Here is a 19,746-nt window from a genome sequence, read left to right as displayed (position 1 = left end):
CGGTCGGGCCGCGGGTCAGGACTTGTGGGGCTCCGACGCGCGGAACATGTCGTCGCGCTCGACGACCTTCACCCGCTCGCGGCCCTCGGCCTCGCCGAGGCTGCGCTCGTGGGCGTCGAGGCGGTACCAGCCCTGCCACGTCGTGTACGGCAGCTGCTTGCCTTCGAGGAATGCGACGACGGCATCGACCTCGGGCTCGGCCGGGGTGTTCAGGCGGCCCTTGGCGTGGTCCTCGAGCAGGTTCGCGACGGTTTCGTTCGCGTCGCCCTTGGTGTGGCCGATCAGGCCGACCGGGCCGCGCTTGATCCAGCCGGTGACGTAGGTGTGCGGCAGGAAGCGATCCTGGCCCTCGGCGGTCTCGTCCGCGACGACGCGGCCGGCCTCGTTGGGCACGGTGCCCGCCTGCTCGTCGAACGGTAGCCGAGCGATGTTCTGCGACAGGTAGCCGACGGCACGGTAGACGGCCTGGACCTCCCAGTCGTTGAACTTGCCGGTGCCGCGGACGTTGCCGGTGCCGTCGAGCTCGGTGCGTTCGGTGCGCAGCCCGACGACCTTGCCGTCCTCACCGAGCACCTCCGACGGAGACTCGAAGAAGTGCAGGAACAGCTTGTGCGGGCGGTCGCCCACGTCGCGGATCGCCCAGTCCTGGAGGGTGTTGGCGACCATGTCGACCTGCTTGGAGTTGCGGCGTGCCGCCTCCGAGCCCTCGTCGTACTCGATGTCCTCCGGATCGACGATGACCTCGATGGTGGGGGAGTGATCGAGTTCGCGCAGCTCGAGCGGGGTGAACTTGGCCTGAGCCGGACCGCGGCGGCCGAAGACGTGCACCTCGAGCGCCTTGTTCTGCTTCAGACCCTCGTAGACGTTCGGCGGGATCTCGGTCGGCAGCAGCTCGTCGCCGGTCTTGGCGAGCACGCGGGCGATGTCGAGGGCGACGTTGCCGACACCGAGCACCGCGACCTTCTCGGCCTCGAGCGGCCACTCGCGGGGCACGTCCGGGTGGCCGTCGTACCAGGACACGAAGTCGGCGGCGCCGTAGCTGCCGTCGAGGTCGATGCCGGGGATGTTCAGGGCGCGGTCGGCGTTGGCGCCGGTGGAGAAGATCACCGCGTCGTAGAACCGCTGCAGGTCCTCGAGGGTGAAGTCGGTGCCGTAGTCGAGGTTGCCGAGCAGGCGGACCTGCGGCTTGTCGAGCACCTTGTGCAGGGCGGTGATGATGCCCTTGATGCGCGGGTGGTCCGGTGCCACGCCGTAGCGGATCAGGCCGAACGGCGCCGGCATGCGTTCGAACAGGTCGATGCTGACCCCGGGATCCTGCGCAGTGTCGGACTTCATGAGCGCATCGGCGGCGTAGATACCGGCGGGACCGGCACCGACGATCGCGACGCGAAGGGGACGAGTCTGATCGGTCATCAGGGGTCAACTACCTCTTCGGAGAACGGACGGACGTGGTTCAGCTTAAATTAGGATGCCCTCTGATGGGCCGACACAATGCCGCGGCAGACGGGCGGCGAGTGCGCAGGGAACGCAGCTGGGCAGGGAATCGCTTCAGCGACAACACATATGGGCAGACACACGACAGAGGTCGACGGCGAGACGTCGAACGAGGTGTGCAGAGGCCATGGGCAATTCCTACCTCGAGAGGGTTTATTCAGGCAAATATGCCCCGACCGGCGGCGATCGACGCCCACCTAGGATCGGGGGCATGGCAGACACACGACCCGCACCCGAACCGGACCCCGACGAGCCGGAACGCGGCAGCGCCGGCCCGTTCCTCGGTGCGCTGGCCGTCGTGGTCGTGCTCATCATCGCCGTCGTCGCCGGGCAGGTATTCGGACCGTCCGAGGAATCCGTGAGCGACTCCGACCTGGTGTCCAGGACCGTCGACGACTATGTCCGGGCCCACAACGCCGACGACGGTGACACCATGACCCGGCTGCGTTGTGCCGAGCTGCCCGCGGAGCAGGCGCCGCTCGCCGACGTCGACGGCGAGGTCCGCGTCGACGAATTCGGCACCGTCGACATCGACGGGGACCGCGGCCGCGTCGAGGTCCGCGCCACGGCCGACGGCAAACAGGAGGCGAGCGTCTGGTCGCTGACCCGGGTGGACGGCAACTGGCGGATCTGCACCGCGTGATCCGCCCGCCTCGTCGTCGGCGCCACGCCTGTGAAAAGCTGGTGTGGTGAGCTACGCAGGTGATATAACGCCGCAGCAAGCCTGGGAGCTGCTGCAGGAAAACCCGGATGCCGTGCTCGTCGATGTGCGAACCGACGCCGAATGGAAGTACGTCGGGGTTCCCGAGACCTCGTCCATCGGTCGCCGCACGGTGTTCGTCGAATGGGTCGGTTACCCGACCGGTGCGCCGAACGAGCGGTTCGTGGACGAACTGCGCGCGGCCGGCATCGACGGCGGACCGGTGATCTTCCTGTGTCGCTCGGGGCAGCGTTCCATCGGTGCCGCCGTCACGGCGACCGCTGCGGGCCTGACCCCGTCCTACAACGTTCTCGAAGGATTCGAAGGCGCCCTCGACCCCGAAGGGCATCGGGGCGCCGAGGGCTGGCGGGCCGCGGGCCTGCCGTGGAGGCAGTCGTGAGTGCAATTCCCCAGGGTGGCGCGTTCGAGCGGCCACTGCCCGATTCGGTGCGCCCGGCCACTCTCGGTGTCCGCGGCGGCCTGCTGCGCTCCGGGTTCGAGGAGACCTCCGAGGCGCTCTACCTGAACTCCGGATTCGTGTACGAATCCGCCGAGGCCGCCGAGCAGGCCTTCACCGGCGAGGTCGACCACTTCGTCTACTCGCGGTACGGCAACCCGACCGTGAAGATGTTCGAGGAACGGCTCCGGTTGCTCGACGGCGCCGAAGGCGCCTACGCGACCGCCAGCGGCATGTCCGCGGTGTTCACCGCGCTCGGCGCGCTGCTCGGCAAGGGCGACCGGCTGGTCGCCGCTCGCAGCCTGTTCGGCTCGTGCTTCGTGGTGTGCAACGAGATCCTGCCCCGCTGGGGCGTGGAGACCGTGTTCGTCGACGGTGAGGACCTCGACCAGTGGGAGAAGGCACTGTCGGTGCCGACCACCGCGGTGTTCTTCGAGACGCCGTCGAATCCGATGCAGACCCTCGTCGATGTCCGCAAGGTCTCCGAGATGGCACACGCTGCCGGCGCGAAAGTGGTGCTGGACAATGTCTTCGCCACTCCGCTGTTGCAGCGCAGCCTCGACCTCGGCGCCGACATCGTCGTCTACTCGGGGACCAAGCACATCGACGGCCAGGGCCGGGTGCTCGGTGGTGCGATCCTCGGCCCGAAGGACTACATCGACGGACCCGTGCAGCAGCTCATCCGCCACACCGGTCCGTCGCTGAGCCCGTTCAACGCGTGGACGCTGCTCAAGGGTCTCGAGACGATGCCGCTGCGCGTGCAGCGCTCGGTGGACACGGCACTCGAACTGGCCCGCTTCCTCGAAAGCCAGGACGCGGTGAACTGGGTCAAGTACCCCTACCTCGAGTCGCATCCGCAGCACGAGCTCGCCCGGTCCCAGATGAGCGGTGGCGGCAGCGTCATCACCTTCGAACTTGCCGCCGCCGACGGCGAAGGCAAGAAGAAGGCGTTCGAGTTGCTCAACAAGCTGCGGATCGTCGACATCTCCAACAATCTCGGTGATGCGAAGTCGCTCATCACACACCCGGCGACGACGACGCACCGCGCGATGGGCCCCGAGGGACGAGCCGCGATCGGCCTGGCCGACGGCGTGGTGCGACTGTCCGTCGGCCTGGAGGATCCCCAGGACCTCCTCGAGGATCTCCAGCAGGCACTGAGCTAGGCGTTGCTCCCGCCGCTGCACGTGCAGGTACTGCACCGGCGGGTGCACACGTGCCCTGCGATACGCTGCGGGTGACCCCGACCGCTTCGGCCGGGGTCCCGCAGCGTCACGGCGAAGTCCGGTGTGAACCCGGCACTGTCCCGCAACTGTGAAGCCGGCCGCGTGCCGGACGAGTCAGATCGGCTGTCGCTGCGGTCACGTACTGGTCCTCGGACGAAGGACGGTGACGTGCCGCGACGGACACCCGTTGCAGCCGTACTGTTTTCGTCCTCCGAACGGAGGATGGCTGTGCCCACCACCAGGTTTCGCGTGCGCCGGATGCTCGGCGCGTCGGTCGCGGCGCTCGCCGTGATCGTGACGGCGTGCAGCAGTGCGGACGACGCCGGAAGCGACGCGGGCGGTTCCACGCCCACGGTAGACGGAACGTTTCCCGTCACCGTCGGATCCGGCGACCGGGCCGTCACCGTCGAGGAGCGCCCGGACGCGATCGTGTCGCTCGCCCCGACGACCACCGAGATGCTCTTCGCCGTCGGCGCGGGGGACCAGGTCGTCGCTGTCGACGACCAGTCCGACCATCCGCCGCAGGCCCCCGTCACGGACCTGTCCGGTTACACGCCCAACGTCGAGGCGATCCTCGGATACGAACCGGACCTGGTCGTCGCCACCGACGACAACGGCGACGTCGTCGCAGGCCTGGCGAAGGCCGGCGTGCCCACGCTGCTGCTGCCCGCCCCCGAAACCCTCGACGACATCTACACCCAGATCGAGCAGGTCGGTGCCGCCACCGGGCACATCGGTGACTCCGTGGAACTGGCAACCTCGATGCGCACCGACATCGAGCAGATCCTCGCCGGGGTGCCGCAGCGGGACGAGCCGCTGACCTACTACCACGAGCTCGACGACACCTACTACAGCATCGCCGACGACACCTTCCTCGGTTACCTGTACGGGCTCGTCGGTTTCCGGTCGATCGCGACCGGCCCCGACGCCTACCCGCAGCTGTCCGCCGAATACATCCTCGAATCCGATCCCGACGCCATCTTCCTGGCGGACGGCCAGTGCTGCGGGGTCACCCCGGAGACGGTCGCCGCGCGCGCCGGCTGGGGTGAGCTGACCGCCGTCCGTGAAGGCCGCATCCACGTGCTGGACGAGGACATCGCGAGCCGCTGGGGACCGCGAGTGGTGGATCTGCTCCGCGATCTCGCCGCGACAGCCGCTGCGGTGCCGGCCGCGCAGCCCACGTCGTGACCGTGGCGCCGCGGCGCCGGGCGCTGGTGCTGACCGGGGCGGCGCTGGTGCTGGTCGCGGCGCTGCTCGTCGGCATCCTCGTCGGTCCCGCGGGCCTGACCGTGCGCGGCGTCCTGCTCGAACTGCTCGACGCCCTGCCCTTCGTCGACATCGACAGTGGTCTGTCGGCGAGGCAGCAGGCCATCCTGTGGAACATCCGCATGCCGCGGGTCGTGCTGGGGGCGCTCGTCGGTGCGATGCTCGCCGTCGCCGGCGCCGCGTACCAGGGGGTGTTCCGCAATCCGCTCGCCGACCCCTATCTGCTCGGTGTCTCGAGCGGCGCGGGACTCGGCGCGACCCTCGCGATCGCATTCGGCGGGGTCCTGGGCATGGTGGGTGTTCCCGTCGCGGCGTTCGTCGGCGGACTGCTCGCCGTCGCCGCCACCTATCTGCTGGGAAGCACCGTCGGCGGCGCCCGGTCCGAGGTGGTGATCATCCTCGCCGGCGTCGCGGTCGCGGCGTTCACCAACGCGGCGCAGACGTTCGCGCAGCAACTGTCCGACGACAGCCTCCGCCAGGTCTACACGTGGCTGCTGGGCCGGCTCGGCACGGACGGCTGGTCCGATGTGGTGGTCGTGCTGCCGTACGTCGTGGTCGCGACCGCCGCGATCCTGCTGTACCGCCGCACCCTCGACGTGATGGCCGTCGGCGACGTCGAAGCGGCCAGCCTCGGTGTGCACCCGGCGCGGGTCCGCCTGGTGCTGGTGTGTGTGGCGACGCTCGGCACCGCTGCGGTCGTCAGTGTCAGCGGACTCATCGGGTTCGTCGGGATCGTGGTGCCGCACGCGGTCCGGCTGCTCGTCGGACCCGGGCACCGGTTGCTGCTGCCGCTGTCGCTGATGACCGGCGCGGCGTTCCTGGTGCTCGCCGACGTCGCGGCCCGCACCGTGATGTCTCCGGCGGAACTGCCCATCGGTGTCGTGACCGCGGCGATCGGAGCACCGTTCTTCCTGCTCGTCCTCCGCCGCAGCAGGGGGGTCTCGTGACCGCTGTCCAGTGCCGGTCCGTCACCGTCGAACGCGCCGGAGTCACCGTCGTCGACTCGGTGGATCTCGTTGTTCGCCAGGGGGAGTGGGTGTCGATCCTCGGGCCGAACGGCGCGGGGAAGACGACCTTGCTGCATGCCCTGGCCGGACTGGTGCCGTCCTCCGGTGACGTGCGCATCGCGGGACTGACGCCCGGCGCGGGCCGCCGCGCGATCGCCCGGGTGGTCGCGTTGATGCCGCAGCGGCCCGTGGTCCCCGAAGGGGTCACGGTCCGCGAGCTGATCCGGCTCGGCCGCACCCCGCACGTCCCGAGATTCGCGACCGGCGGCCCGGACGATCGCGGTGTCGTCGACTCGGTGATCGACCGGCTCGATCTGAACGCGCTCGCGTCACGGCCGGCGACCGAACTGTCCGGCGGTGAGTTGCAACGGGTGGTGCTGGGGCGTGCCCTCGCCCAGCAGCCCCGGGTCCTGCTGCTCGACGAACCGACCAGCGCCCTCGACATCGGTCACCAGCAGCAGGTTCTCGACCTGATCGATTCGCTGCGCCGCGACGGCGATCTCACGGTGCTCGCCGCCATGCACGATCTCACTTCCGCCGCGCAGTACGGCGAACGGCTGGTGCTGCTCGACTCCGGCCGCGTGGTCGCGGACGGACCGCCCGAGCAAGTTCTCACCCCGGAGCGGATCGGCGAGGTCTACGGGGCGAGGGTCGAAATTCTCGATCGCCCAGGTGGATTCGCGGTCCTTCCCCTGCGTCACCCTCCGAAGGAGACATGATGGATATCGTGCTGCTCGGCACCGGAGCCGCGGACGGATGGCCCAACCCGTTCTGCACGTGCGCCTCGTGCCACGACGCGGCACGACACGGTGAGATCCGGGGGCAGACCGCGGCACTGATCGACGATGTGCTGATGCTCGACTGCGGGCCGGAAGTTCCGCGCGCGGCGCTGCGTCACGGTAGGAGTCTGGCGCGGGTCCGGCACATTCTGCTCACCCACGCACACACCGATCATCTCGGACCGCAGGCACTGCTGTTCCGGTCGTGGGCCGAGGCCGGGTTCACCGTCGACGTGATCGGGCCGGCCGCCGCGGTCGATGCGTGCCGGGATTGGACGGGGCCGGACGATCCGGTGCGTTTCGTGCCGGTGACGGCGGGGGATGTGGTGACCGTCGGCGATTACCGGGTCCGGGTGCTCGCCGCCACGCACCAGGTGTTCGAGGACGGTGACGCCGTGCTCTACGACGTCGCCGGCCCCGACGCCCGTATTCTCTGGGCGTGCGACACCGGACCGTTGCCCGGAGAGTGGTTCGAGGGCGTGCGCGGTGCGGAGTTCGACGCCGTGTTCCTCGAGGAAACATTCGGTGACCGTGCGGATCTCGGCGCGGGTCACCACACGCTGGCGGCATTCGAGGAGACCGTGGCGACGTTGCGAATGTGCGACGCGGTCGTCGACGCCACCGATGTGGTGGCGGTGCACCTCGGGCATCACAATCCGCCGATCGCGCAGGTTCGCAGCCGATTGAACCGGTGCGGTGCGAGGGTCGGCAACGACGGGGAAGTGGTTCGGGTGGGTCCTTCCGTGTTCGAAGACGGTGCAGTGCAGCGGACACTGATTCTCGGCGGCGTCCGATCCGGGAAGTCCCGATACGCCGAGCAGTTGCTCGAGGCCCATCCGGCGGTGACGTACGTGGCGACCGGCGGGACCCGCGAGGGGGATGCGGAGTGGGCGGCCCGGGTCGCGTTGCATCGCGAACGCCGGCCCGAATCCTGGTGCACCGTGGAGACATCGGATGTCGCAGAGGTGTTGCGGGCGGCGACCCGACCGCTGCTCGTCGACTGTCTCGGTACCTGGCTCACCGCGAGGCTGGACGTGCACGAGGTGTGGACGGGCGGGGATATCGCCGCCGTCGAACGAGACGTCGAGGAATTGCTGGCCGCGTGGGCGGCCTGTGCCGTGCCGGTGGTCGCGGTGAGCAACGAGGTCGGCAGCGGGGTGGTTCCGGCGAGTGCGTCGGGCCGGCTGTTCCGGGACCAGCTCGGCCGGCTGAACGCGAGGGTCGCGGAGATCTCGGACTCGGTGTCCCTCGTCGTCGCGGGCATCCCGATGCGCCTCCGCTGACGGATCGAGGGTCCACTGGGACTCGTCCTGGTTTATCGCCTTGTGATGTGTCACGATGTAGGGCTCTCCGATAGCGAGCGCTCTCATCGATGTCGAAAGTGACTACTGGACAGTAATATTCGGTCCAATTACCCTGGCCTGTCGCGTTCCGGCGATCGGTGCCTCTTTGGGTTTTCTTTAGGAATTCGAGTCGAAAAAGTGATCTGAATCATAGCTGTGAAATCGTTAGTGGTACTACTCACAGAGCGTGTTATCGTTCGTCACGAACTGAGGCCGGAGGGTTGCGGGACGGCCACAGTGCCCTTAGGGCGAACAGTCGAACGCGCGTCGAGGTCCTTTGCGCAAGAGGACTTTCGAGCGACGCCCAACACTGTCACACACCACAGTCGATCTTCGCTGCCCGGAGATCGGCGCGCTCGACCGTGCCCCTCCCCCGAGGACGGGCACCGCACACACCTGAGTAGGGGTACCAATTGAGCAAGAAGCACACGTCCGGTCTGCGCCGTGGCGCCCGGATCGGAAGCGTGGCCGCCGCCGCGGCCATCGCCTTGGGATTCCTGTCCGCCGGCGCAGCGAACGCCGACACCTTCGTTCCCCTGCCCGACGGGCAAATCACTGCTCCGGGTGACAAGGCGACGGTGACCCGGACCGCGGAGAGCGCGCTCGTCTCGCCCTCCATGGCCGCGAACCCGGCCAACCGCGTCGCCTGGGTGTCCGGCACGGTGACTGCACGAGTCAACGTCGACATCCCGTCCACCCCGGGTAAGACCGACGGCAGCACCTCGCCCTTGAACGGGACCAACAACTCCTCGACGCACGGCGTCTCGCGTATCAACACCGGCTACATCGTGGGCTGCCAGGTCGACATCTCGGGCCTGAAGGGCAACCTCGGTATCAACTTCAACACCAACGTGGTCTCTTCCCTGACGGACCTTCTGGTCGGTACGACTGCAGGCCCGGCCGGGACCGCGATCAGCACAGGGACCTCGTCCGGCGGAATCAGCCCTTCGGCGTCCCTCAACGTCCCGCTGCAGCCGGGCCAGGTGGTCTTCGTGCACCTGGAGGGTAAGGACATCACGAAGAAGGACACGGATTACACGGTCCAGTACCAGGATTCCGAGCTCAGCACCATGGGCTGCGGCGGCTACGCACAGGCTCGTTCCTACACCGTCCTCGAGGTCGTGGGTAAGGACTACGTCAAGACCACTCTGTACGGCCAGCCGTTCAGCATCGGCTGACCGCCGCACCAGTCCCTGACTGATTTCTCGCTCACGCGAGCCACGAACTCGAGAGAGATGACATGAAGACCAGCATCACCAAGGGCCTGCGCCGCGGTTTCCGCGCCGCCGGTATCGGCGCCGCTGTCGCCGTCGCCATCGGCTTCACCTCCGTCGGTGCGGCCAACGCCGACACCTTCGTTCCCCTGCAGGACGGTTCGATCACCCAGACCCTCCCGGGCGACGTTGTTGTCACGGTCTCGACCACGGGCGAGTCTGCCAACATCAACCCGTCGATGGGCTCGACCCCGGTCCACCGCAACGTGTGGGTGTCCGGTTCGGCTCAGGTCAAGCTGTCGGGCGCCGGCGCCAAGAACGTCAACTACTTCCGCATCATGCCGGGCTACGTTGTGGGCTGCCAGGTGGACATCACCGGTAGTGCAGGTGGCGGCGCGAATGGGTCTGCGGGCGCATCCTCGACGACCACGATCGTGGACACGCCCGAGGGCGAGGCAGTGGTGGCTGCCGGTTCCAACACCTCCAACGGCTCCGGCGGGCTGAGCGCCAACGTGGGAATCACGCTGTCCCCGGGTAAGACCAGCCAGTTCTACGTGCTCTCCGTGGAGCAGGAGAACTCCTTCGGCGAGCGGGTGTTCCGCCCCTTCTCGATGGTCACGAAGGCCACCGAAGGTAGCGTCACGTGGGCCGATTCGACCGTGGGTATCTCCGGCTGCGCCGGCTACGCCCAGGCCCGCAGCTTCGTGAAGGTCACCGTCGACACCGCGACGGCGACCCAGCAGGTCACCCTGTGGGGACAGCCCTTCAGCATCGGCTGACAGGCAACTCCGACAGGTAGCCGGCCCCGCCACCGAGAGCCTCATCCTCTCGGCGGCGGGGCGTCGTCGCCTTCCGGCCCGGTGGGGGCCGGGAGGCGACGTCAAAACGGATTCGTGGTGCGGCCGACCAGATCCGCGACCGACTCGACGATCCGCGTCGGCCGGTAGGGATACAGCTCCACCGAGGTGCGCGTCGAGATGCCGGTGAGGACCAGCAGCGTCTGAAGTCCCGCTTCGAGACCGGCGACGATGTCGGTGTCCATGCGGTCGCCGATCATCACCGTCGACGCCGAATGCGCACCGATCGCGCGCAGGGCGGACCGCATCATGAGCGCGTTCGGTTTGCCCACGAAGTACGGTTCGCGGCCGGTCGCTCGCGTGATCAACGCGGCGACGGCACCGGTCGCCGGCAGCGACCCCTCGAGTGACGGGCCCGTCGGGTCGGGATTCGTCGCGATGAACCGGGCGCCGCGCTCCACGAGCCGGATAGCCGTGGTGATCGCCTCGAACGAGTAGGTTCGGGTCTCGCCGAGCACCACGTAGTCGGGGTCGCGGTCGGTGAGCACGTATCCGATGTCGTGCAGTGCTGTCGTCAGCCCCGATTCGCCGACGACGTAGGCGGTCCCTTCCGGTCGCTGGTTCGCGAGGAATGTCGCGGTCGCGAGCGCCGACGTCCAGATCGATTCCTCCGGGATGTCGAGGCCGGTGCGCAGCAGCCGGGCGCGCAGATCACGCGGAGTGCGAATCGAGTTGTTGGTCAGGACCATGAACGGTGTTCCGTTGGAACGCAGTTCGCCGAGGAAGGCGTCCGCGCCGGGGATCAGTGCGTCCTCGTGGACGAGCACGCCGTCCATGTCCATCAGATAGGTCCAGGCGGTGGCGGTGTTGTCCTCGGGTGTACTCACCGCTTCATTTTCTCATCCGCTCACGCCAGCAGGCGGTAGAGGCCGATCAGGCCGACGACGACGATGACGCCGCGCAGCGCCGCGGGCGACAGCCGCCGGCCGTAGCGCGAACCCAGCGCGCCGCCGATCAGCGAACCGACCGCGATGAGCCCGGCGACCGTCCAGTCGATCCGGTCGAACGCAACGAGGGTGTACGCGGTGGCCGCGACGATGTTCACCAGGAGCGAGAGCAGGTTCTTCGCCGCGTTCTGCCGCTGGATGTTGTCGTGCAGCAGCGCACCGAACAGGCCCATCAGCAGAATTCCTTGCGCTGCGGTGAAATAGCCCCCGTACACACCGATGGCGAAGGTGCCGGCGACGAGAATCGTCATGCGCACCGGTCCGATGTGGTCGTCACGGTTCCCGCCGGCCCGCGCCAGCACCCACTTCTGCAGTTTGGGTTGCAGCACAACGAGAATCAGTGCGAGCACCATGAGGACCGGCACGATCGTCTCGAACGCCGACTCCGGCAGGTGCAACAGCAGCCACGACCCGAGGACCGCGCCGGTCAGCGATGCCGGAATCTGCCAGCGCAGACGCGGCCACTGACCGCGCAGTTCGCGCCGGTATCCCCACGTGCTCGACACGCCACCGGCGACGAGCCCCACCGCATTCGACATCGTCGCAGTCACCGGCGGCAAACCGAACGCCACGAGAGTCGGGAACGTGATGAGGGTGCCGGAGCCGACGAGGGCGTTGATCGCGCCGGCACCCAGGCCGGCGAGGGCGACGAGAAACAGTTCGAACGCAGTCACCGCGAGGAGTCTACGGACCGGCCGCCGTCGTCCCTCACCGTCCACCTCGCGCTGCCCGGTGGGGGGAACCTTCACCCGGACAGACCGAATATCGGTTCCCATCACCCGCGCGCGGGAGGGGTGCGCGAGAAGAACGTTCGAATCTACCTGACCACCGGCTGGCGGCAGCCCGAAGCGGTCGCGTTGTATCTCGCGGCCGGGACTCCGCCCTGTCCAATCCGGGCGCCCCGCCGAGGCGATCGGGCCGCACCCGTTCGAGAAGTACCCGGCCCGATTGCCGCAATCGGCTCTGTCCGGCAGCCCGCCGCGGTACCGTTGTCGCCATGCTCGAACCGATCCGAGACCTACCCGACGGTGTCCTCGGCTTCGAGGCGGTGGGCCGGCTCGAAGCCTCCGACTACGAGAACGTGCTGATGCCCGCCGTGCGCGAAATCTGCGATCGAGGCGGCGGAATCCGGATAGTGCTGGTGTTCGAGCGGTTCGACGGGGTCTCCGCGGGCGCGGCATGGGACGACATGAAACTCGGCGTCGAGCACCTCACCCGCTGGGAGCGGATCGCGCTCGTCACCGACCTGGACTGGATGGTCACCGTGACTTCCCTGTTCGGGTGGATGACGCCCGGGGAATTCAAGCGCTTCCCGCTGGCCGAGCGCACCGCCGCGATCGCGTGGGCGGCCGAAACCGGCTGAACTCCGCGGGCCCTGCCGGCTGTAGGGTTCGTCAACCGTTCGCCTGGATCGAGAAGAACCCTGCCGGTGAACGACCGCTGGGAGGTCTGTTCGTGATGGACGAAGCGCAGACGTTCGCGCCGTCCGGCCAGACCAGCGCGTGCACGCTGAGCACGCTGGCCCTCGCCTCCCAGGCCCGCAATTACCGGTCTGGGTCTCGTCTTCACCACGCAGGCACCGAAGGGACTGAACAACCGGATACCGGGTAACGCCGCCACCCAGGTCCACGGCCTGCTCAACATGTCGGCTCAGATCGATTCGGCGAATATCCCCGGCCGAGGCAGAATTCGAATCGCGTCGAGGGAAAGGTGATCCGGTTGCGCCCGGACGCCTGGATTCGGAACGAACCAACCGGAGCGACCTGGAGACCCCCACACATACGTTTTCTCCCCGCCCGTTTTTCCCCGTGGCATCGCGAACACGCGGTGTCGTCGGTGCCCTTGCGAGGCGAATGACCACATTCGCGCTGCCGCCGGTGACCGCCGGTATCGCCGGACAGGTTTCGATCGCGATGACGGAAAAGGTATTCCGTGGACCGGGAGGTCGCTACCGTCTGCAACGACCATCCAGAGCGACCGAGAGACCTGGCTCGACGACGTCGCAGCAACCCCCTGCTCCGGCAGGTGAGGGTGCTACCGCCGGGAACGATGGAGGAGAAGATGACGAGCGACGGCCTGGTGGATGCGTGGGAACGCATCCACGTCGACCTGTGCCGCCACTGCGGGGCCAGGTGTCGCGGTCGCTGAGATCCGCGTCGAATCCACCTTCCTTCCGCCCGCCGGCGCCGCTCGCGTCACGCCGCCGGTGCACTGTCCAGATCATGGAGCCCGTCGTTGTCCATCTTGTCCTCTTCTGTGTCCCGGCTCGTCGTCACGGCGGCTGCAGCGGCTGTGCTGGGCGCAGCACTGACCGCGTGCGGGTCCGGCACTGCGGCGACCTCGGAGCCCAGCGGGGATCCACAGCCCGGCGGCACTCTGCGGTACGGGCTGTCGCAGGCACCGACCTGCGCGGATCCGGCTCAGGCCGGCAGCAACCAGACCATCTACGTTGCCCGGCAGGTCGTCGACTCGCTCACCGACCAGGATCCCGAGACCGGTGCGATCGTGCCGTGGCTGGCGGAGAGCTGGGAATCGAACGCCGAGGGCACGCAGTTCACCTTCCGCCTGAAGGACGGGGTGACCTTCAGCGACGGCACCCCGTTCACCGCGGACTCCGTGAAGAAGAACTTCGACGCGATCGTGAACACCCTCGGCGGAGTGAAGGCACCCCAGGCCGTCGGTTTCCTCGCGGGGTACACCGGAACCACTGTCGTCGACGACCGCACCGCTCAGGTGAACTTCTCGGCTCCGAACGCGCCTTTCCTGCAGGCCACCGCCAGCCACCAACTCGGTCTGCTCTCGGCTGCGGACACCGCGAAGAGTGCCGAGGAGCGCTGCGCGGGAGAGCTTTCCGGCACCGGGCCGTTCGTCTACGAGGATTACCAGCAGGACAGGTCCGCGACGCTCGTCAAGCGTGCTGGATATGCGTGGGGGTCCGAGGCGTTCGGACACGACGGTGAGGCGTACCTCGACCGGATCGAATTCACCATCGTTCCCGAATCCGGAGTCCGCACCGGCTCGCTCGCGTCCGGGCAGCTCGACGGGATCTCGGATGCGCTACCGCAGGACGCCCCGCAGATCGAAGGTGCCGGCGGCCGCATCCTCACCACGCCGAACCCGGGCATTCCGTTCGGATTCCAGCCCAACGTCAGCCGCGGCGTACTCGCCGATCCGGCCGTCCGGAGCGCACTGATTCCGGCGATCGACCGGCAGGAACTCGTCGACACCGTCCTCGGTCCCGACTTCCGCCCCGCCGCCGGCACCCTCGCGTCCGCGACTCCCGGATATCTCGAACTCGCCGACGTCACCCACGACCCACAGAAAGCGGAGAAGATCCTCGGCGACGCGGGCTGGGTGCCCGGCCCCGACGGAATCCGCGTCAAGGACGGGCAGCGCCTGAGCTTCCCGGTGCTCTTCAGCTCCGTGTTCGCCGGCAACCAGGCGATTCTCGAACTGGTGCAGCAGCAGTTGCGTGCGGTCGGCATCGACCTGCAGCTCGACCTCGTCTCCACTCCCGAGAGCACCGCCCGGCAGAATGCCGGTGACTACGAGTCGACCTACTACAACAGCACCCGCGCCGACGGTGACATCCTGCGCACCGCGTTCGGCCTGGACGGTCGCAACCTCAACCGGCGTGGCCCGATCCCCGAGCTCGACAACGTGCTGAACCGCCAACTGTCCACGACGGATCCGGATGCTCGTGCCGCCCTCATCGAGCAGGCACAGCAGCTCGTTCTCGACAACGGCCTGTGGATCCCCACCGTCGAACTGTCGCAGGCGATCGGTGCCGGACCGAACGTGGCGGACCTGAAGTTCGAGGCGTCGGCTCGGCTGCAGTTCTTCGACACCTGGCTGAGCGAGTAGAACATGGTGCGCTACCTCGGGTTCCGCCTGTTCCAGGCCGTCGGTGTGCTGTGGGCGGCATTCACGGTGTCGTTCGCGGTGCTCTATCTGCTGCCGTCCGATCCGGTGAGCATCGCGGCCGGTGCCGACGCCGGCACCCCCGTCGATGCCGCTGCGATCGAACAGCTCCAGGCGCGCTACGGCCTGGATCAGCCGGTCCCGGTGCAGTACTGGAATGCGCTGAGCCACGCGGTCCAGGGTGACTTCGGCATCTCCATCTCCACCGGTCAGCAGGTGACCGACGCGATCGCGGCTGCCCTGCCGAGCACTCTCGTACTGGCGGGCACAGCACTGGTGCTCGCCCTGGTGTTCGGCACGGCGGTCGCATTCCTCGCGACCTACACACGTGCCGGATGGTTGCGGAACCTGCTGTTCTCGCTTCCCCCTCTCGGGGTGGCCGTGCCGACCTTCTGGGTGGGCCTGATCCTGTTGCAACTCTTCTCGTTCCGACTGAAACTGTTCCCTGCCTTCGGAGATCAGGGCATCGAAACCGTGATCCTTCCGGCGATCACGCTCGCACTGCCCACCGGCGCGGTGATCGCGCAGGTGCTCGCGACGAGCCTGCAGACGACCTGGCGGCAGCCGTTCATCGAGGCCGCGCGCGCGAAAGGCGCATCACGGCTGCGCATCCAGGCGCGACACGCCCTGAAGCTGTCGAGCATCCCGGCGTTCACGATCGCCGGCGTCATCGTCGGCAACCTGCTCGCGGGATCCGTGGTCGTCGAAACCGTGTTCTCCCGCACCGGTATCGGACGGCTCGCCCAGATGTCGGTGATGGCGCAGGACATTCCCGTGGTGCAGGGAATAGTCGTGTCCTCGGCCACCGTCTTCGTGCTCGTCAACCTCGCCGTCGACCTGCTCTATCCCCTCCTCGACCCGCGGATCACGCACGGCATCGAACGCAACGCCGCGGCATCGGCCGAGGAGCGCCCGGCTCACGACGACACTCTCCCGGAGGTCGAAGCACGTGTCTGACACCTTGATCCGCGTGACGGCACCGGCGGCCTCGCCGCCGCCGGAACCGGCCTCGCACAGAACGTTCCGTGTCGCGTCCGTCGCGGCGGCGCTGCGACGGAATACCGTGCTCTCGGTCTCCTCGGTCGTCCTGCTTCTCGCAGTGGGATTCGCGTTGTTTCCGTCGGTGTTCGCCTCCGGTGACCCGCTGCAGGGCGTGCCCGCCGAGAAACTGCAGGGACCGAGCACCGCACACTGGTTCGGCACCGACAATCTCGGCCGCGACGTCTACACGCGCGTCGTGCACGGCGCCGGGCTCTCACTCACGGCGACACTCGTCGCTGTCGGGATCGCACTGCTCGTCGGTTCGCTCTTCGGGCTCCTGTCCGGTGCGGTCGGAGGTGCCCTCGACGCGGCACTCATGCGCATCGTCGACGTTCTGCTGTCCATCCCCTCGCTGCTGCTCTCGCTCGCGCTGGTCACCGCACTCGGCTTCGGCACGATGAACGTCGCGATCGCGGTCGGTGTGAGCCTCGTGGCGAACTTCGCGCGCGTCATGCGCTCGGAAGTACTGCGAGTACGCAGGGCCCTGTACGTCGAAGCGGCATTCGCATGCGGCGTCCGGTGGCACACCGTGCTCCGCCGTCACGTGTTGCGCAACTCGTACGCACCCGTCACGGCCCTTGCAGCCGTGGAATTCGGGATGGCAGTGCTCGCCGTGTCGTCGCTGAGCTTCCTCGGTTTCGGAGCCGTCCCGCCCACTCCCGAGTGGGGGTCGCTCATCTCGGAGGGACGCAACTACCTGGCCACGGCGTGGTGGATGACGACGCTGCCGGGCCTGGTCATCGTGGCCGTCGTGCTCTCCGCCCACCGCGTCGGTCACGCCGTCGAGGACAGGAGCGCGCGATGACACTGCTCGAGATCCGCGACCTGCAGGTCGCCTACGGATCGGCACGCGAACCGGTGGTCGCGGTGGACGGCGTCGATCTCACCGTGGCACGTGGCGAGGTGCTGGCGCTGGTCGGCGAATCGGGGTCGGGCAAGTCCACGACCGCCCAGGCGATCATCGGTCTGCTCGCCGGCACCGGACGGGTCACCGCGGGATCGGTGACCTTCGAAGGCACCCGGCTGAACGACCTGCCCGAGCGTGCCTTCGAGCGCCTCCGCGGCGCACGCATCGGGTTCGTTCCCCAGGATCCGACGACCTCGCTCAATCCCGTCCTCCGCGTGGGAGATCAGGTCGCCGAGGTGCTCCGGATCCACGGTCTCGCCGACCGGCGCACGGCCAGGATCGAAACACTGCGCATCCTCGAGGACGCCGGCCTCGACGATCCGGAACTGCGCGCCGGGCAGTACCCGCAGGAACTGTCGGGCGGGCAGCGTCAGCGCGTGCTCATCGGTATCGCCCTCGCGTGCCGCCCGGACCTCGTCATCGCGGACGAACCGACCAGCGCGCTCGACGTGACGGTGCAGCGCCGCATCCTCGACCACCTCGACGCGCGAATCGCCGAGACCGGCGCGGCAGTGCTGCTCATCACCCACGACCTGGGGGTCGCTGCGGACCGCGCCGACCGCATCGTGGTGATGAAGGCCGGACGGGTCGTCGAAACAGGAACGGCCGCGCGGGTACTCGCCGACCCGCAACACGAGTACACGCGCTCGCTCGTCGCGGCGGCACCGAGTCTTGCGGAGGCACCGGAACGCCCCGCCCTGCGCAAGGCGGCCCCGATCCTCACGGTCTCGAACGTGTCGAAGACGTTCCGCATCGCCCGGGGGTCGTCGCTGCATGCCGTGCGCGACGTCTCGTTCGAGGTTCCGCGCGGCGGCACCCTGTCGCTGGTCGGAGAGTCCGGATCCGGCAAGTCCACCGTCTCGCGGATCGCGATCCGGCTCGAGCGTCCCACCACGGGAGAGGTGCGGTTCGACGGTGACGACATCACCGGCCTCCGCGGACGCGCACTGCGGGCGTTGCGCCGCCGGGTGCAGATCGTGCATCAGAACCCGTACGCGTCGCTCGATCCGAAACTGCGGATCCGCGACATCGTCGCCGAACCGCTCGATGCCTTCGGCATCGGCACACGAGCCGAGCGCACCGAACACGTCGGACGCCTCCTCGATCAGGTGGCGCTGTCGACGGCGCACCTGGACCGCAAGCCCGCGGAACTGTCGGGTGGGCAACGGCAGCGAGTCGCCATCGCCCGGGCGCTCGCACTGCGACCCGATCTGCTCGTGCTCGACGAACCGGTCTCGGCGCTCGACGTGTCGGTCCAGGCCCAGATCCTCGACCTGCTCGCCGCGCTGCAGACCGAACTCGGGCTCAGCTACGTGTTCATCTCACACGACCTCGCCGTCGTCCGGCAGATCAGCGACACCGTCGCCGTGATGCGCGCCGGCCGGGTCGTCGAATATGGCTCCACCGCAGAGATTTTCGACAACCCCCAACACGAGTACACCCAGACGTTGCTCGAGGCCATCCCAGGGAAGGTCCATCATGTCGGTTAGTTCAGAGTTGTTGCTCGCCGTCGAATTCGCCGGGACCGGCGTCCACCCCGCGTCGTGGCGTCGCGACGATTCGCGCGCCGAGGAGTTGTTCACGTCCCGCTACTGGACCGGCCTCGTCGGTTCCGCCGACCGCGCCGGCGTGGACTTCGCGTTCTTCCCGGACACCTTCGGTATCGCCTCGGAGACGTCCACCGTGCGCGGCCGCCTCGAAGCCGTGGGGCTCGCCGCCCGTCTCACCGCGGCCACCACCCGCATCGGACTCGTGCCCACTGCGACCGTCACCCACACCGAACCGTTCCACGTCGCCAAGGCGATCCAGACCCTCGACCACACCACCCTCGGCCGCGCGGGCTGGGAGGTCGCGGTGACGCCGGGCGCCGGGCCGGTCGCGTTGTTCGGCCGCAAGGGCGAGCAGGACGTCGTCTCACTGTGGGCCGAAGCCGGCGAAGCCGCCGAGGTCGCGGCGCGATTGTGGGACAGCTGGGAGGACGACGCCGAGATCCGCGACGTCGCCACCGGCCGCTTCATCGATCGGGACAAGGTCCACTACATCGATTTCACCGGCGAGTACTTCTCCGTCAAGGGGTCGTCCATCGTGCCGAGGTCCCCGCAGGGGCAACCGCTGGTCGCGGTGACGGTCACCGGCGAAGAATCCTTCGACTTCGCCGCACGACGAGCAGACCTCGTGCGCATTCGGGCAACCGATGCCGAGGTGGCAGCCGATCTCGCCACCCGCATCCGGACCGCCGCAGGGGATCGCCCGGTCTTCGTTCTGCTCGACGTCGACCTGCTGCTCGGCGCCACCGATACCGACGCGGTCGCCGCCCTCGCGCAACTCGACGCGTGGACCGGAACGCAGTACGTCTCCGACACGATCGTCCACGTCGGCACTGCCGCCGGAACCGTCGAACTCCTGCAGGACATACGAGGCGTCGACGGAGTGACACTGCGACCCCTCGCTCTTCCGTCCACCCTGCCCCGCCTCGTCGAGAACGTCCTGCCCGTCGTCCGTCCCGCGGTCGTGTCCGCAACCGGAACCCTCCGCGACCGGCTCGGCCTGCCCCGCCCCGCCAATCGCTTCGCTTCCGCTCACTGAAGGA

Annotated in this window: 18 protein-coding genes, 1 pseudogene and 1 riboswitch; of the genes and pseudogenes, 16 read left to right on the top strand and 3 right to left on the bottom strand. The window is 68.3% G+C overall.

Features of this window, described 5'->3' with window-relative positions:
- Positions 1-15: 15 nt before the first annotated feature.
- Positions 16-1,413 (bottom strand): FAD-dependent oxidoreductase, encoded by a 1,398-nt coding sequence (locus A8G15_RS02310; RefSeq protein WP_068154940.1) that lies wholly within the window; start codon positions 1,411-1,413, stop codon positions 16-18.
- 292 nt (positions 1,414-1,705) lie between these two features.
- On the opposite strand from A8G15_RS02310, the gene A8G15_RS02305 reads away from it, so the two are divergent.
- The 9 genes from A8G15_RS02305 to A8G15_RS02265 all read left to right on the top strand — a co-directional run bounded on the left by A8G15_RS02305 (position 1,706) and on the right by A8G15_RS02265 (position 10,262).
- Entirely contained in the window at positions 1,706-2,137 is a 432-nt protein-coding gene (locus A8G15_RS02305) for an Rv0361 family membrane protein (RefSeq protein WP_068154938.1), read from the top strand.
- Positions 2,138-2,183: 46 nt separating this feature from the next.
- Positions 2,184-2,594 carry a rhodanese-like domain-containing protein gene (locus tag A8G15_RS02300; RefSeq protein ID WP_068155097.1) on the top strand — a complete coding sequence of 137 codons (411 nt, stop codon included), beginning with the start codon at positions 2,184-2,186 and terminating at the stop codon, positions 2,592-2,594.
- Complete coding sequence (locus A8G15_RS02295) at positions 2,591-3,814, top strand: O-succinylhomoserine sulfhydrylase (RefSeq protein WP_068155099.1); 1,224 nt, start codon at positions 2,591-2,593, stop codon at positions 3,812-3,814. Before A8G15_RS02300 ends, A8G15_RS02295 begins: the two co-directional genes overlap by 4 nt.
- Positions 3,815-4,132: 318 nt before the next feature.
- Positions 4,133-5,062 carry an ABC transporter substrate-binding protein gene (locus tag A8G15_RS02290; RefSeq protein WP_425415058.1) on the top strand — a complete coding sequence of 310 codons (930 nt, stop codon included), beginning with the start codon at positions 4,133-4,135 and terminating at the stop codon, positions 5,060-5,062.
- Positions 5,059-6,087, top strand: a complete 1,029-nt coding sequence (locus A8G15_RS02285) for a FecCD family ABC transporter permease (RefSeq protein WP_068154934.1) — start codon at positions 5,059-5,061, stop codon at positions 6,085-6,087. Before A8G15_RS02290 ends, A8G15_RS02285 begins: the two co-directional genes overlap by 4 nt.
- Positions 6,084-6,866, top strand: coding sequence for an ABC transporter ATP-binding protein (locus A8G15_RS02280; protein ID WP_068154931.1), 783 nt, complete (start codon positions 6,084-6,086; stop codon positions 6,864-6,866). The genes A8G15_RS02285 and A8G15_RS02280 overlap by 4 nt, the downstream gene beginning before the upstream one ends.
- On the top strand, positions 6,866-8,209 hold the full coding sequence (gene cobU, locus A8G15_RS02275) for a bifunctional adenosylcobinamide kinase/adenosylcobinamide-phosphate guanylyltransferase (protein ID WP_068154930.1): 1,344 nt from the start codon (positions 6,866-6,868) through the stop codon (positions 8,207-8,209). The genes A8G15_RS02280 and cobU overlap by 1 nt, the downstream gene beginning before the upstream one ends.
- Before the next feature lie 473 nt (positions 8,210-8,682).
- Entirely contained in the window at positions 8,683-9,447 is a 765-nt protein-coding gene (locus A8G15_RS02270; RefSeq protein WP_068154928.1) for an MspA family porin, read from the top strand.
- 62 nt (positions 9,448-9,509) lie between these two features.
- On the top strand, positions 9,510-10,262 hold the full coding sequence (locus tag A8G15_RS02265; RefSeq protein WP_068154926.1) for an MspA family porin: 753 nt from the start codon (positions 9,510-9,512) through the stop codon (positions 10,260-10,262).
- A 101-nt stretch (positions 10,263-10,363) separates the two neighbouring features.
- Here A8G15_RS02265 and A8G15_RS02260 read toward each other — a convergent pair whose 3' ends face one another.
- Complete coding sequence (locus A8G15_RS02260) at positions 10,364-11,122, bottom strand: HAD-IIA family hydrolase (protein ID WP_068155095.1); 759 nt, start codon at positions 11,120-11,122, stop codon at positions 10,364-10,366.
- A gap of 65 nt (positions 11,123-11,187) precedes the next feature.
- Positions 11,188-11,961 (bottom strand): sulfite exporter TauE/SafE family protein, encoded by a 774-nt coding sequence (locus A8G15_RS02255; RefSeq protein WP_068155093.1) that lies wholly within the window; start codon positions 11,959-11,961, stop codon positions 11,188-11,190.
- 323 nt (positions 11,962-12,284) lie between these two features.
- Here A8G15_RS02255 and A8G15_RS02250 point away from each other — a divergent pair, with 323 nt between their 5' ends.
- The 7 genes and pseudogenes from A8G15_RS02250 (at position 12,285) to A8G15_RS02225 (ending at position 19,742) form a co-directional block, all read left to right on the top strand.
- Complete coding sequence (locus tag A8G15_RS02250) at positions 12,285-12,650, top strand: SpoIIAA family protein (protein ID WP_068154924.1); 366 nt, start codon at positions 12,285-12,287, stop codon at positions 12,648-12,650.
- A gap of 38 nt (positions 12,651-12,688) precedes the next feature.
- Positions 12,689-12,953: pseudogene (locus A8G15_RS31640) on the top strand (hypothetical protein); the annotation flags it as partial.
- A gap of 295 nt (positions 12,954-13,248) precedes the next feature.
- A riboswitch (SAM riboswitch) is annotated at positions 13,249-13,343 on the top strand.
- Between the two features lie 179 nt (positions 13,344-13,522).
- The gene (locus A8G15_RS02245; RefSeq protein ID WP_068154922.1) at positions 13,523-15,151 is read left to right on the top strand and encodes an ABC transporter substrate-binding protein; all 1,629 of its coding nucleotides are present in this window, start codon (positions 13,523-13,525) and stop codon (positions 15,149-15,151) included.
- 3 nt (positions 15,152-15,154) lie between these two features.
- Positions 15,155-16,165 (top strand): ABC transporter permease, encoded by a 1,011-nt coding sequence (locus A8G15_RS02240; RefSeq protein ID WP_068154921.1) that lies wholly within the window; start codon positions 15,155-15,157, stop codon positions 16,163-16,165.
- Positions 16,158-17,054, top strand: coding sequence for an ABC transporter permease (locus tag A8G15_RS02235; protein WP_068154919.1), 897 nt, complete (start codon positions 16,158-16,160; stop codon positions 17,052-17,054). The genes A8G15_RS02240 and A8G15_RS02235 overlap by 8 nt, the downstream gene beginning before the upstream one ends.
- Positions 17,051-18,646, top strand: a complete 1,596-nt coding sequence (locus A8G15_RS02230; RefSeq protein ID WP_068154917.1) for a dipeptide ABC transporter ATP-binding protein — start codon at positions 17,051-17,053, stop codon at positions 18,644-18,646. Before A8G15_RS02235 ends, A8G15_RS02230 begins: the two co-directional genes overlap by 4 nt.
- The gene (locus A8G15_RS02225; RefSeq protein ID WP_068154915.1) at positions 18,636-19,742 is read left to right on the top strand and encodes an LLM class flavin-dependent oxidoreductase; all 1,107 of its coding nucleotides are present in this window, start codon (positions 18,636-18,638) and stop codon (positions 19,740-19,742) included. The genes A8G15_RS02230 and A8G15_RS02225 overlap by 11 nt, the downstream gene beginning before the upstream one ends.
- Positions 19,743-19,746: the final 4 nt, after the last annotated feature.

Origin of the sequence: Rhodococcus phenolicus (assembly GCF_001646785.1) — a bacterium.
Taxonomy (GTDB): domain Bacteria; phylum Actinomycetota; class Actinomycetes; order Mycobacteriales; family Mycobacteriaceae; genus Rhodococcus; species Rhodococcus phenolicus.
This window is presented reverse-complemented; position numbering and strand designations above follow the sequence as displayed.

What these genes read in the sequence shown, in the direction of transcription:
- cobU (WP_068154930.1), top strand. Translation starts at nt 6,866, where the DNA reads ATGGATATCGTGCTGCTCGGCACCGGAGCCGCGGACGGATGGCCCAAC.
- A8G15_RS02230 (WP_068154917.1), top strand. Translation starts at nt 17,051, where the DNA reads ATGACACTGCTCGAGATCCGCGACCTGCAGGTCGCCTACGGATCGGCA.
- A8G15_RS02250 (WP_068154924.1), top strand. Translation starts at nt 12,285, where the DNA reads ATGCTCGAACCGATCCGAGACCTACCCGACGGTGTCCTCGGCTTCGAG.
- A8G15_RS02240 (WP_068154921.1), top strand. Translation starts at nt 15,155, where the DNA reads ATGGTGCGCTACCTCGGGTTCCGCCTGTTCCAGGCCGTCGGTGTGCTG.
- A8G15_RS02225 (WP_068154915.1), top strand. Translation starts at nt 18,636, where the DNA reads ATGTCGGTTAGTTCAGAGTTGTTGCTCGCCGTCGAATTCGCCGGGACC.
- A8G15_RS02265 (WP_068154926.1), top strand. Translation starts at nt 9,510, where the DNA reads ATGAAGACCAGCATCACCAAGGGCCTGCGCCGCGGTTTCCGCGCCGCC.
- A8G15_RS02305 (WP_068154938.1), top strand. Translation starts at nt 1,706, where the DNA reads ATGGCAGACACACGACCCGCACCCGAACCGGACCCCGACGAGCCGGAA.
- A8G15_RS02260 (WP_068155095.1), bottom strand. Translation starts at nt 11,122, where the DNA reads ATGGACATGGACGGCGTGCTCGTCCACGAGGACGCACTGATCCCCGGC.
- A8G15_RS02290 (WP_425415058.1), top strand. Translation starts at nt 4,133, where the DNA reads ATGCTCGGCGCGTCGGTCGCGGCGCTCGCCGTGATCGTGACGGCGTGC.
- A8G15_RS02310 (WP_068154940.1), bottom strand. Translation starts at nt 1,413, where the DNA reads ATGACCGATCAGACTCGTCCCCTTCGCGTCGCGATCGTCGGTGCCGGT.